The following is a 14,111-nucleotide window of genomic DNA, read 5'->3' on the forward strand; positions in this document are numbered from 1 at the left end:
GAATATTCATTCCGATTCACCTAGTTTAATAAAGTTAATTAATAAATTAATAGAATGATAGGAATGAACGTTCATTCCGGAAAGTGTTTCCAAAAGATTAGGAATGAATATTCATTCCACATGTGGATTTTATAATGGGAGATGATTCAAATGAGCAAGTTAAAAAGTTGGAGAAGTTTATCTTTTCTATTATGGATAGTTATTACTATTACAATGGTCGTAACGATGCCTAATATGGATAAATTAGTGAAGGAAAAAGGGAAAATTACAATCCCTAATACAGAACAAAGCAGCATTGCTGACAAGATGATTAAAGAGATGGATAAAGAAGGGGTTGAAAAGTATGAAATTATAGCCGTTTTTAATAGTGGCAATAAGGCAGCTTTAACAGATGAACAAAAGAAGGAAATAACAAAAACGATCAACGCCCTGCAAAATGAAAAAGTGCAATTAGGAATTAAGGAAGTTGTTTCGCATTTAGATAATAAAGACTTGGAGAAACAATTAGTTTCTAAAGATAATACGACTATTTTAACGCAAATATCGATAGATAAAAAACATGGTGAAATATCAAGGGTTTCAAATAATCTGCATGAAAAGGTGCAAACGAAAGGAGTAAAAACGTATTTAACAGGAAGTGACTTAATAGCGGGTGATTTTCTTAAATCCTCTCAAGAGGGAGTGAAAAAGACAGAAGTTATTTCAATCATTTTCATTCTTGTAGTATTAATCCTCGTATTTCGTTCACCAGTTGTTCCGATTGTTTCTCTTCTTACAGTCGGTGTGTCGTATTTAGTTTCAATGGGGATTATTGCTCAGCTTGTAGATCAATTTAATTTCCCATTTTCAAACTTTACACAAGTGTTCGTAGTCGTCGTCCTCTTTGGAGTAGGAACAGATTATAATATTTTATTATATACGAGGTTTAAAGAAGAATTAAGTAAACAAGAAAATGCATTTTGGGCCACGAAAGAAACATTTAAATCGGCAGGTAAAACCGTATTATATAGCGGTATAGCGGTGCTAATTGGTTTTGCATCACTTGCGTTAGCAAATTTTAAATTATATCAATCTACTTCAGCGGTAGCAATTGGTGTTTTAGTATTACTACTCGTATTAACGACTTTAAATCCATTTTTCATGGTGCTTTTAGGAAAAGGAATGTTTTATCCAGTTAAAACATTTAAAGGTCATGAGGATAGTCGCTTATGGGGATTCTTTGCGAAAAACTCAGTAGTAAGGCCATTTGTCGCTTTAATCATCGTATTTGTAATATCGATTCCTTTCATATTAAAATACTCTAATACACTAAATTACAATGATTTATTTGAAGTAGATAATAAGTATGAATCAAAGATGGGTATTAACGTAATAGAGGATCATTTTCCGCCTGGTTTCTCTTCACCGAGTACATTAGTCATTCAATCTGATAAAAAGCTGGATGAAGGAACTTCTCTACAAATTTTAGACGAATTAACTGATAAAATTTTGAAAGTTAAAGGTGTATCAGAAGTATATGCACCAACACGTCCAACTGGTGAGAAGATAAAAGAATTATATTTAAATAAGCAAGCGGGAGAATTGAATACAGGATTAGGAGATGCCGATGGTGGCATAAAGGAAATTAATGATGGATTAACGGATGCGAAAAATAAAATGGGAAGTAATGATTCAAATAGTCTTGCGAATGTTCAAAAATTAATTGATGGAACGAACGAGGCGAAAAACGGGGTATCAGCATTAGGAACAGCTTTACATCAATTATCAAATGGCATAAACGACGGTGCACAAGGGGCACAGCAAATTGAGAGTGGCTTAGCTTCAGTAAACGAAAATATAAATGTTCTATCTAATGCAACGTCGCAGCTGCATGCTGGCTATGCACAGTTAGAAAAAGGTTTAAGCTCTTACGATCAGTACTTCGGAAGCATTTCTCAAGCAATTGATGGTGCGAAAAAGGGATATGAACAAATTGAAATGTTAATGACCAATTTCGTTCAAACGAAACCAGAACTAGCGAATGATTCAAACATACAACAAACGATAGGGATTGCTAAAGAAGCTCAAAAACAATTAAATGTACTTTCAAAAGAATTAAATCAATTAGCAACGCAGCATAAAGCAGCGATGAGTTCATTTAAAGAAGCGAATCAATCGTTACTGAAAGTGGATAACGGCTTAAAAGAAATGAACAATGGAATTAATAAGTTACAAAAGGGAGCAGCGGATCTTAAAAATGGATTAAATGAAGGTTCTGCAGGTTCAAAACAAATTGCGAATAAATCAGCTGAGTTACAATCTGGATTAACGAAAATAAACGATGGGCAAGGGCAACTTTTAACGGGCCTTAAAGACCTGCAGGAAAAGATGGGGCAATTACAATCTGGTTTATCTAAAAGTACAGAAGGGCTTGGAAAAGTAAGCAATGGCCTGCATGACGCGCAGAAATATTTAGGGGAGCTCAATGAATCGAAAAGCTCTGAGAAGTTTTATATTCCAAAAGAAGTGTTAGAGGGAGACGATTTCCAAAAAGCATTGAACACGTACATGTCACAAGATAGAAAGATTGCTAAAATGACCATCATTTTAGATGTAAATCCGTATTCAAAAGAAGCAATGCCGATTATTCAAGAAATCAATAAAACAATCGAGGGCACTGTAAAGGGAACGGAATTAAAGGATGCGAAAACAGCAATTGGCGGAACAACAGCTAGAAACGTTGATTTAAAAGAAGTAACGGGGCAAGATTTCTTACGTACAGCTACGATTATGTTAATTGGAATTGCGATTGTATTACTTGTAATTACACGTTCATTATTAAATACAATATTTATTATTGGCTCATTACTATTAGCGTACTTTGCATCGCTTGGTATAAGCGAACAAATTAGTGCACATGTATTACATGTAGAGTCATTAAGCTGGAATGTTCCATTCTTTAGCTTCATTATGATTGTCGCTTTAGGAGTGGATTATAGTATTTTCGTAATGATGCGCTATAACGAGGTAGAAGGGGATTCGGTAACGAAAATTATAACTGCATCTCGTCATATAGGAGGAGTTGTATTATCGGCGGCGCTAATTTTAGTAGGGACATTTGCAGCATTAATCCCTTCAGGTGTATTAACACTTATACAAGTAGCATCAGTTGTTGGCGTTGCACTATTACTATTAGCTTTAATCGTGATGCCGATATTGTTACCTGCTTTAATGGGGTTAACGAGTAAATTGAAGAGTTATAAAGAAAAGATAATAAATACGAAATAAGTGAAGACTGTAGGGGATGATTTCTCTACAGTTTTTCTATATATAAAATTTTGAATGAAAAATGAATCCAATGTATTACAGAATGAGAAGTGAATGGTTATATGAGAAAGAGGTCAATGATATACATACAATAGCTAGGGGAATGGATAAAAACTATCCGATTTCATTATAGAAAGGTAATCAACCGTTGCTATTCATCCAGCTTCTACTATATAATAGCTATAGTCTACAATAATTGAGTCGTAATATGCGATTTTTTAAGACAATCGGTGAGAAAACGCTGAAATAAGCGGTATTAGTAGGAGGACACAAATGATTACAGTAAGTAACGTTAGTTTGCGTTTCGCGGATCGCAAATTATTTGAAGATGTTAACATAAAATTCACGCCAGGTAACTGCTACGGTTTAATCGGAGCAAACGGTGCTGGTAAATCAACATTTCTAAAGATTTTATCTGGAGAAATTGAACCATCAACAGGTGATATACATATTACGCCAGGTGAGCGTCTAGCAGTATTAAAACAGAACCACTTCGAATATGAAGAGTTCCCAGTATTAGAAACAGTAATTATGGGTCACACGCAACTTTACAAAGTAATGCAAGAGAAAAATGCTATTTACATGAAAGAAGACTTTAGTGATGAAGATGGAATGCGTGCTGCAGAACTTGAAGGTGAGTTCGCTGAGCTTAACGGTTGGGAAGCTGAGTCAGAAGCTGCAATCCTTCTAAAAGGTCTTGGTATTGGTGAAGATCTTCATGACAAAAAATTATCAGAATTGACTGGTGCAGAGAAAGTAAAAGTATTACTTGCTCAAGCATTATTCGGTAAACCTGATATTCTATTACTAGATGAGCCTACCAACCACTTGGACTTAAAAGCGATTCAATGGTTAGAAAACTTCTTAATGAACTTTGAAAATACAGTAATCGTTGTATCCCATGACCGTCACTTCTTAAACAAAGTATGTACGCACATGGCTGATCTTGATTTCGGTAAAATTCAACTTTATGTTGGTAACTATGACTTCTGGTATGAGTCAAGCCAATTAGCTTTAAAATTAACACAAGATGCTAATAAGAAAAAAGAAGAGAAAGTAAAAGAGTTACAAAACTTCATTGCACGCTTTAGCTCAAACGCATCTAAAGCGAAACAAGCAACTTCTCGTAAAAAATTATTAGATAAAATTACATTAGATGATATTAGACCATCATCACGTCGTTACCCATTCGTTGGCTTCACACCTGAGCGTGAAATAGGAAATGACTTATTAACTGTTGAAGGCCTTTCTAAAACAATTGATGGCGAAAAAGTGTTAGATAATGTGTACTTCACTTTAAATAAAGGTGATAAAGTTGCATTTATCGGTCGTAACGATATCGCGATGACAACATTATTTAAAATCCTTATGGGTGAAATGGAGCCAGATAGCGGTTCATTCAAATGGGGTGTTACAACATCTCAATCTTACTTCCCAAGAGATAACTCTAAATACTTTGAGAACAGTGACTATAACTTAGTTGATTGGTTACGCCAATTCTCTCCACAAGATGAGTCAGAAAGCTTCTTACGTGGTTTCTTAGGCCGTATGTTATTCTCAGGTGAAGAAGTTAAGAAGAACGTTTCTGTATTATCTGGAGGCGAAAAAGTTCGTTGTATGTTATCTAAAATGATGTTAAGTGGTGCGAACGTAATCACACTTGACGATCCAACGAACCACTTAGACCTTGAGTCTATCACTGCATTAAACAACGGTTTAATTGCTTTCAAAGGTACAATGTTATTCACATCTCATGACCATCAGTTCGTACAAACAATTGCAAACCGCATTATCGAAGTAACACCAAACGGTGTAATCGATAAAGAGGCAACTTACGATGAGTACTTAGAAAATGAAGAACTTCAAAAACAAGTAGATGCAATGTACAAAGGTCAATAATATATCATGAAAAAACTCGCTCTTTTTAGAGCGAGTTTTTTTGTCGAGAAAACATAACACCACTGGTAGGGTAAATGAATAATTATTCAAATATAACATTAGTGAACATGAGGGTTTTTCATGTATGGAAGAGATGTAATGAATTTAAGATTTAGTTGAAGTAGGGAAATGTAAGATGAGCGATATAATTAAATAACATTATTTTGTCATGTGAAATATGTACCAAAATTGGAGATAGAATAGTTTGCGAATGAGTTTATAAAGGTATATAGTATGGGATGTCATAATTAGTGGATGAATCTTGGGAGAAAACAGGAAATGTTACAAATTTATTTTGTTAAATAGAAACCAAGGTCAAAATGTTTAAAAAGAAATAGTTGAATAAATACTAGCTTCAAATTATAATTACTAATATTCTTCATATAGTTAAATAAAGATAATCTATTTGAAGAAGAAAATTTGAATAGAGAGACAGACTTATAAAAAATAAGCCTTGGATGATTAAAAGAGGTGGAGAAATGAAACAGTTCTTATTAAAGAGCAAAAGTGTGTTAAGCAATCATTTTGGATTCTTTCTGTTTGCCGTTATTTTATTTTGGCTCAAAACATATGCCGCGTATGTAACGGAATTTAATTTAGGAATTTCAAACACAATCCAAAAATTCTTGCTGTTTTTCAACCCGCTTAGTTCAGCAGTTCTATTTTTAGGACTTGCATTATTTGCAAAAGGGAAACGATCTTATATTTGGTTAATCGTTATCAACTTGTTATTGTCGATTCTTTTATACGCAAACGTAGTATACTATCGCTTTTTCAGTGACTTTATTACGTTCCCGACATTAACACAAACGAATAACTTTGGAGATTTAGGTGGTAGTATTCTTGCGTTGCTACATCTTTATGATCCACTATACTTTTTAGACACGATTATATTAATTGTGTTAGTCGCAACAAAATTTGCAAATCCAAAACCAATTCGTGTTGCGAAGCATAAATTATCTCTAGTATTTGTAGCAGGTATTTTATTATTCAGTGTTAACTTAGGTCTTGCAGAGTCTGACCGTCCTGAATTATTAACAAGAACGTTTGACCGTAATTATATTGTGAAATATTTAGGGGCATACAACTACACAATTTATGATGGAATTCAAAGTGCGAAAGCATCGACAGAACGAGCATTAGCTGATGGCGATAATATGACAGAAGTACGAAATTATTTAACATCAACTTATGCAAGTCCAAATCCTGAGTATTTCGGTAAAGGAAAGGGAATGAACGTAATTTATATTCATTTAGAGTCATTCCAAAACTTCTTAATTGATTACAAATTAAATGGTCAAGAAGTTACACCGTTCTTAAACTCATTTACAAAAGATGCGAATACACTATACTTTGATAACTTCTTCCATCAGACAGGACAAGGGAAAACATCTGATGCGGAGTTTATGTTAGAGAATTCAATGTTTGGTTTACCGCAAGGTTCTGTCTTTACAACGAAATCTCATAATACGTATCAATCAGCACCAGCTATTTTAGGACAACAAGGATACACATCAGCAGTATTCCACGGTAACTACAAAACATTCTGGAACCGTGACGATATTTATAAATCATTTGGTTTTAATAAATTCTTTGATGCGTCATACTACGATATGAATGAAAAAGACGTAGTAAACTACGGATTAAAAGATAAACCGTTCTTTAATGAATCTATTCCGTTATTACAAACATTGAAACAACCTTTCTATACGAAGTTTATTACGTTATCGAACCATTTCCCTTATCCAATTGATAAGGCAGAAGCAACGATTGAACCAGCAACAACAGGTGATTCATCAGTAGATACGTACTTCCAAACAGCACGCTATTTAGATGAATCTGTAAAAGGCTTCATCGATTACTTGAAACAATCTGGTTTATATGATAACTCAATTATCGTTATGTACGGAGACCATTACGGTATTTCAGATAATCATAACGCAGCAATGTCAAAAGTAATGGGTAAAGAAATGAACTCATTTGAAAATGCACAGTTACAACGTGTACCTTTAATCGTTCGTGTACCAGGAGTGAAAGGTGGCGTACAACATCAATATGGCGGTGAAATTGACGTTCTTCCTACGTTATTACACTTACTAGGTACAGATACGAAAAACTATGTTCAATTCGGTTCAGATTTATTATCACCAGAGCATAAACAAGTCGTTGCGTTCCGTAACGGTAACTACGTAAGCCCAACTGTTACTGCACTAAACGGCAAATACTATGATACAACAACTGGAAAACCTGTAGAATTTACAGATGAAATAAAGAAAAATGAACAAATGGTTCAAAACTCACTAAAATACTCTGACCAAGTCGTAAATGGTGACTTATTACGATTCTACACACCGGAAGGATTCACTCCAGTAGATCGTTCGAAGTATAACTATAACAATCGTGATAAAAACAAAACGAAGGTAAAAACGACTCCGGAAGGGGAAGCTAAATAATAAAAAGCGCTATTCATATGAATAGCGCTTTTTATTTGTAAATATACCATCATTATTAGACAGAACTAGCTGTTGCTTTTTGTTTTGCTTTTCCGAAGAAAACTACACCGACGATGATAATAATGATAAATGTCCATTTAATGAAAGGGTTACTTTCAAAAAATCCAGCAAACCATTTCTCATCTACAATCATTTTTGCAGCAGTATAAGCTAAAACCGCTGCTCCAATCGTAATGATGACAGGAAAACGATCCACCCATTTTAAAATCAATGTACTGCCCCATACGACTACAGGAATAGAAACTAATAGACCAATGATTACTAAAGAAAAGTTACCATGGGCAGCTCCTGCAACAGCGAGTACATTATCAATGCCCATTAACGCATCAGCGATAATAATGGTTTTAATAGCAGACCAAAATCCTTCTTCGGCTTTAATATCATGATTTTTGCCCTCAGCAATCAACTTGTAAGCGATCCATATAAGAAGTATACCGCCAATTAGGAGTAAACCAGGTATTTTTAATAACCAAACGACAACTAAGGTAGCGAGGGCTCTAATAGCGATTGCCCCGACAGTACCCCATATAATAACTTTTTTTTGTTGGTCTTTCGGTAATCTTCTTGCTGCTAATCCAATTACGATGGCATTATCTCCGGCTAACACTAAATCGATTACAATGATGGCAAGCAAGGCAGACAAATATTCAGATGAGAGAAACTCCATATACATATCACTCCTTATGGTTAATATGTGCTAAAGTGTTGATAATATAAAAAGGGTTGAAATTTTATATTCAATCCATAATTTCTTACTATATTTTGATAAATCTGTTTTAATTTCGTATAAGTCGCTTTTGCAATCTTTTTTGTTTTTCGATTCTTTTTCTTAATTTTCGATTCATCTTTTTAATACGGTTTTCTTTTCTACTATCCCAGTTATCACTTCTGATTTCATTAATAGATGTATCTTCCTTAGCGCGAAAACGCCTTACTTTTTTTACGAAGGAAAGGGGAATGTTGCCGATAACACCTTGTTTTTCTAACGAATCCTCTTTATCTAGACACCAATCAGGATGAGATAATAAATAATCGAAATCAAATATTATCTCGTATTTTTTATCCATATATGTATACCATTCATCTAAAGTACACTTATTTTTTGTATGTAAATATATTGATCCATCAGTCATAGCACAGCACCAATAGTCAAAATAGCTCCATAGTACCCATTCTTTCGGTACATCTAGTGTTAAAATTACCATTTTTGAATTTGTTCTACCCCAAGCTTTATGATTTCGATTTGGGTAATTATTTGCTTCCCAGACCCAAATAGGATAGTTACCTTCGTAATGAGGCAATCTTGTTTTAGCAACGCGCACCATCCAGTCATATGAATATAAATCGTCTGGATCGATGAATTCTTTATTACCTTCTAAATAACCAAGTTTCTTAAATTGTTTCCAAGCTTCTTCAGTTTGTACTGTATATACGATCATATGGCACCTACTTATTTAAACTAAATTTTAGTATAACATGTGATTTTGAATTTTTATTGATATTAGAGAAGGGGGAATTTGAGTCGAATATACGAAGAGTAATTCCCAAAACGACAAAAAGACTTGATTCCCAGCTAAAGGGAATCAAGTCTTTTCATTACATACGATTATCATGCCAGAAGTTTAATGGGAAATGTTCGTTCTCATTATATGCTTCTAATTCATATCCTTTTTCTTTCAGTCCTTTAATAATTCCAGGTACTGCTTTTACTGATTGTGGATGAATATCATGCATAAGGATAACTTCTGTTGGATTTGTAGCACCATGTAACACGTTCTCTACAATTTTAGCAGATGCAGCATCAACTTGCATTTTGTTGTATTTCCAGTCTAAAGAATCAATTGTCCAATCCCAAACTTTTAAGCCATTTTCTACAACTTTGTTGCGAAGAGCTTCGTTTAATCCTGGCATAGAGCCGTAAGATGGACGAGTTAATACTGGTGATTTACCTAAAACACCAGCGATTAAGCCTTGGTCTTCCTTCATTTCATCTACGTAATGACCTTCTGTGTAAAGTTTCTTGTAGTTATGAGTCATACTGTGCATCCCAACGTAGTGGCCTTCAGCATCTTCGCGTTTTACAAGATCAGGGAAAGCTTTTACGTTTGAACCAATTAGGAAGAATGTTGCTTTTGCATTTTCTTTCTTTAACATATCTAAAAGCTCAGCTGTGTATTTTCCAGGACCATCATCAAATGTTAAATAAGCGACTTTTCTAACTTGCCCGTTATAATGTTTAGGAGCTTCTTTCGGAGCAAGAGATGTTTGAATCTCACTTACAAGTTGAACAGATTTTGCTTCATCCTCTGTACTAGCTAGAGCAGTATGTACTGATCCCAAAGCCGCTTCGTATGTGAATAATACCCCCGCACAAACTAACATAGCCCTTTTTACTAAAGTTGTCATTCGAATTCCATTGTGCATAATTTTCCTTCTCTCTATAAAAGTTCTACTCTACTATATTAGCAATTATAGGTAGGGAAATGCAAAAAAACTTTTTTACAAGTGTAAAAAAGTTTACTCAAAAGTATGCAAGATTTTATATCAATTGCAGTTTTGAAAAATAGGATGAATTTAAACTTTATTATTTAAACTTTCAATCATCAAATTTAAATCTTCTAATAAGGATGCATGCGCTTTTTTAGGAGAACCTGTATCAAAGGGAGGCTGAGGGTCGTATTCTAACATGAGTTGAACTGCTTTGCTTTTTTCATCTCCAAATTCCCAAGCTATTAACTGAAGGGCCATATCAATACCTGCAGATACACCAGCAGCTGTTATAATTTTTTCATGGCGCACGAATCTCTCTTCAGTTGGAATAGCTCCGAGAGAACGAAGTAAGTTAAAACAGCTCCAATGACTAGTAGCATTAACACCATTTAGTAGACCAGTAGCACCTAAGATTAAGGAGCCCGTACATACAGTTGTAGTCCACTTTGTCGTTTTATGTATTTGGAGAATCCAATTAAGAGTTTCTTCATCCTTCATAAGTTGTGTAAAGTTTGGTGGACGACATCCGGGAATAATAAGAATATCTGCTGAAGTAATTTCATTAAAATTGTAATCAGCATGTAAATAGCCCATTTTCGAATCTAATTTTATTAATCCCTTCGTTTTAGCAACAAATTTTATGTTGTTGTTGCTTTCTGCAGCAAATACTTCGTATGGACCAATAGCATCTAATGCAGTAATTCCATCATAGAGCATAATAACGATTTCCATTAAAACCTCTCCTTTATTTGTTACGAATTGAATCTAGTAACGATAAGGAAGATAAAATTATTGAATATTCTTTTATCGTTACTTTAAATATACTATACCTCTAATGTGTATCGCTTAGTGCAACTATGTCAAAGGTGTGACGAAATCTATGAATAGGTTCATTTATTTTGAAAAGATGTATTCACTTATTTAATGGGTAAAAGTTTAATTTACTTGGAATTTCTATTAAAAACGATATGCAACTTTCACAGAAAGAAGAAATGAAAAATATAGTACTTAGGCTAAAGTCTTAAAACGAAAGGAGACTAATCATACTTTCGTATCATTTCATTTTCATTCCAATTATTGATTCGAATATTTTTGCTTTTTATTAAAATATTGGTAAAGAAACAATTACATGAAAAAAGGAGTGGGAATATGGATAATTATATTTGCACTACATGTGGAGTACAGTATCCCGAAAATGAAGAAGCACCTTCTCGCTGTAAAATTTGTAATGAGGAAAGACAATATGTTAATCCAATTGGGCAGTCATGGACAACATTAGAAACGATGCAAAATAGCAATTTATACAAAAACGAAATAATAAAAGAAGAAAGCGGTTTGTATAGCATTACTACTAAACCTAAATTTGCGATTGGACAAACAGCATTTTTAATACAAAGTAAAACTCTAAATGTTATGTGGGATTGCATTAGTTATTTAGATGATAAAACGATACAACGTATATATGATTTAGGTGGTATTCAAGCAATAGCACTTTCTCATCCACATTATTACTCTACACAAGTTAAATGGGCGGAAACATTCAATGTACCTATTTATATTCATGAAGATGATAAAGAGTGGGTGGTTCGTCCGAGTAAGCAAATTAAATTTTGGTCTGGGGAGCATCTGATATTATCGGAAGAACTTGCATTGCATCGCTTAGGAGGCCATTTTAAGGGCGGAACTGTTATACATTGGAAAGACGGTAATGAAGGGAAAGGCATTTTGTTATCAGGTGATATTATACAAGTAGTTTCGGATCGAAAATGGGTAAGTTTTATGTATAGTTATCCCAATCTCATTCCATTACCAGCGAATAAAGTTAGAGATATGGCAGAGAAGGTAAAAGATATCCAATTTAGTCGACTATATAATGCATTTCATGGTGTGGTGGAAGATGCGAATAAAGCTGTACAAAGATCTGCTGATCGGTATATAAAGGCCCTGCAAGGAGAACTATTTCATACGTAATAGCTTGTAATTCATCTCTACATTTATATAACTAATTTTATATGAATTTTATACTAAAGTCCTATTGTTTATTAACTAATAGGTCTTTCAACTTAGGAAGTTCACACTAATGAGGGATGTTAAAGGGAATATATGTAACCTATACTAATTACTATAAAGCTTTGGAAAATGAAAAGGAGGAGATTTGCATGAAGAATTGGGTTCAATTTAGAATTGCAAGACCAACAGATAAATTTGAAGAAGTGATAAGTTTTTATGAAACAGGATTAGGTTTAAAACGTATAGGGGAATTTCACAATCATGAAGGATATGATGGGGTTATGTTTGGCTTACCAGATGAAGAGTATCATTTGGAGTTTACTACACATGTTAATGGAAGTCCATGTCCGGCACCGACAAAAGATAATTTACTAGTTTTTTATATGCCTAATAAAGATGAAATTGAAAAGATAGTGAATCGATTAAGTAATATGGGCTATCATGAGGTGGAACCAGAAAACCCGTATTGGATAGAGAAAGGAACCACAATAGAGGATCCAGATGGTTGGAGAATTGTGCTTATGAATGCATCTGAATAAGGAAACTATTTTCATATGAAATAGAGTGTAACAAAATGATTTAGACATAAATCCCTACAGTGTTTGTAGGGATTTTTATATAAGAAGATCTTATTGAGAGAGTTATTAAAATGTAGAAAGTATTTTGGCTGAGAACAAATGTAATAAACATAATTTATGAAGGAGGTATAAAAGTATGATAGTAAACTATTTTGAAGAGTTTTCTAAACATGTTGGAAATACACCTCTCATGAAATTAAAATGCGAAGAAACGAAGGACCTTTCTATCTATGCTAAATGTGAATGGCACAATCCTACAGGATCGATTAAGGATAGGGCAGCACTTGGAATGATTAATAAATATTTACAAGAAGCGGACAAAAAACAAAATATTTTAGAGTATAGTGGTGGAAGCTTAGCGAGGTCAATTGGGTGTATTTGTAATTATTTAGGGATTCAATGCACGTTAGTTTTAAGTTCTGGAACCGGTAAATCTCTATTAAATGAACTTGATCGTTATGGTGCTAACGTAATCTTAGTTGATAAATGTAAAGGGTTCTACGCAGTAATTGAGAAAACAGTAGAGATTAGTAAACAAAATCCAGAATTATACTTTTTATTCCAACATTATAATAATGCAAATCTAGTAAGTCATATAGAAGGTACAGGGCGAGAAATTATTGCACAAATGATTGGAAAACCAATACATGCATGGGTAGCATCTGCTGGTACTGGTGGAACTCTAATGGGAGTCTATACAGCAATAAAGAATTATACAAAAAATGTTGAACTACATTTAGTAATGCCTGCTGAATTGCCTTATGGTTCGGAACAACCACCAAATGATTTAAAGAAATATGCTGGATCAGGTGGGTTCGGCTTAGGAAGGAAACAACATTTCATAGAACAGGAAGAAAATTTGATAGAAAAACAATGGACTTATTCATATGAAGATACCCTGTATGAAATGGCACGTTTTTACAAAGATACTGGTATAAAAATAGGAACTTCTGCGGCAGCGAATTTATTAGCAGCTAAACAAATTGGGAAAGAAAAAGGTGCGAATTTTAATGTAGTTACAGTTTTTCCGGACGCAGGATCAATAGAAGAGTGGTCAGATGTAAAAAATTTAGTTGAAAATAGGGAATAGACCAAATGATAGAGAGGACCATTAAAAGTTCTATTGTAGTTTATATCTTATTCTACGCAAAATTGATACCATTAAAAAACTGTATGTTTAACATGTACAGTTTTTTAATGGTGTAGCTGTGCAATGTTTAGAAATTTCACATACCGTATTTTAAAAATAAATATAGGAAAACCGAAAAGTAATGTA

The 14,111-nt window shown here is 33.8% G+C and carries 10 protein-coding genes; 6 read left to right on the forward strand and 4 right to left on the reverse strand.

The window, feature by feature from the left end; genetic code table 11:
* Positions 1-150 precede the first annotated feature (150 nt).
* The 3 genes from MRP26_RS14730 (at position 151) to ltaS (ending at position 7,697) form a co-directional block, all read left to right on the forward strand.
* The gene (locus tag MRP26_RS14730) at positions 151-3,267 is read left to right on the forward strand and encodes an MMPL family transporter (RefSeq protein ID WP_242806237.1); all 3,117 of its coding nucleotides are present in this window, start codon (positions 151-153) and stop codon (positions 3,265-3,267) included.
* 312 nt (positions 3,268-3,579) lie between these two features.
* Positions 3,580-5,205 carry an ABC-F family ATP-binding cassette domain-containing protein gene (locus MRP26_RS14735; protein ID WP_000633860.1) on the forward strand — a complete coding sequence of 542 codons (1,626 nt, stop codon included), beginning with the start codon at positions 3,580-3,582 and terminating at the stop codon, positions 5,203-5,205.
* Between the two features lie 518 nt (positions 5,206-5,723).
* Entirely contained in the window at positions 5,724-7,697 is a 1,974-nt protein-coding gene (gene ltaS, locus MRP26_RS14740) for a lipoteichoic acid synthase (RefSeq protein WP_000808748.1), read from the forward strand.
* Between the two features lie 55 nt (positions 7,698-7,752).
* Here the strand turns inward: ltaS and MRP26_RS14745 are convergent, their stop codons facing one another.
* The 4 genes from MRP26_RS14745 to MRP26_RS14760 form a co-directional block, all read right to left on the reverse strand.
* On the reverse strand, positions 7,753-8,424 hold the full coding sequence (locus MRP26_RS14745; RefSeq protein WP_053564170.1) for a TerC family protein: 672 nt from the start codon (positions 8,422-8,424) through the stop codon (positions 7,753-7,755).
* 109 nt (positions 8,425-8,533) lie between these two features.
* Positions 8,534-9,196, reverse strand: coding sequence for a DUF3841 domain-containing protein (locus MRP26_RS14750; protein WP_000637700.1), 663 nt, complete (start codon positions 9,194-9,196; stop codon positions 8,534-8,536).
* Positions 9,197-9,353: 157 nt separating this feature from the next.
* Positions 9,354-10,181: a peptidoglycan-N-acetylglucosamine deacetylase gene (locus tag MRP26_RS14755; protein WP_000551449.1), complete on the reverse strand. Its 828-nt coding sequence runs from the start codon at positions 10,179-10,181 to the stop codon at positions 9,354-9,356.
* A 150-nt stretch (positions 10,182-10,331) separates the two neighbouring features.
* On the reverse strand, positions 10,332-10,979 hold the full coding sequence (locus tag MRP26_RS14760; protein WP_000407025.1) for a DJ-1/PfpI family protein: 648 nt from the start codon (positions 10,977-10,979) through the stop codon (positions 10,332-10,334).
* 417 nt (positions 10,980-11,396) lie between these two features.
* Here MRP26_RS14760 and MRP26_RS14765 point away from each other — a divergent pair, with 417 nt between their 5' ends.
* The 3 genes from MRP26_RS14765 (at position 11,397) to MRP26_RS14775 (ending at position 13,925) form a co-directional block, all read left to right on the forward strand.
* Positions 11,397-12,218: an MBL fold metallo-hydrolase gene (locus tag MRP26_RS14765; protein ID WP_242806238.1), complete on the forward strand. Its 822-nt coding sequence runs from the start codon at positions 11,397-11,399 to the stop codon at positions 12,216-12,218.
* Between the two features lie 188 nt (positions 12,219-12,406).
* On the forward strand, positions 12,407-12,796 hold the full coding sequence (locus MRP26_RS14770) for a VOC family protein (RefSeq protein WP_000800670.1): 390 nt from the start codon (positions 12,407-12,409) through the stop codon (positions 12,794-12,796).
* A gap of 175 nt (positions 12,797-12,971) precedes the next feature.
* Positions 12,972-13,925 (forward strand): PLP-dependent cysteine synthase family protein, encoded by a 954-nt coding sequence (locus tag MRP26_RS14775; RefSeq protein WP_242806239.1) that lies wholly within the window; start codon positions 12,972-12,974, stop codon positions 13,923-13,925.
* The last annotated feature ends 186 nt before the right edge of the window (positions 13,926-14,111 follow it).

The organism is Bacillus sp. CCB-MMP212, from assembly GCF_022748145.1.
Lineage (GTDB): Bacteria > Bacillota > Bacilli > Bacillales > Bacillaceae_G > Bacillus_A > Bacillus_A cereus.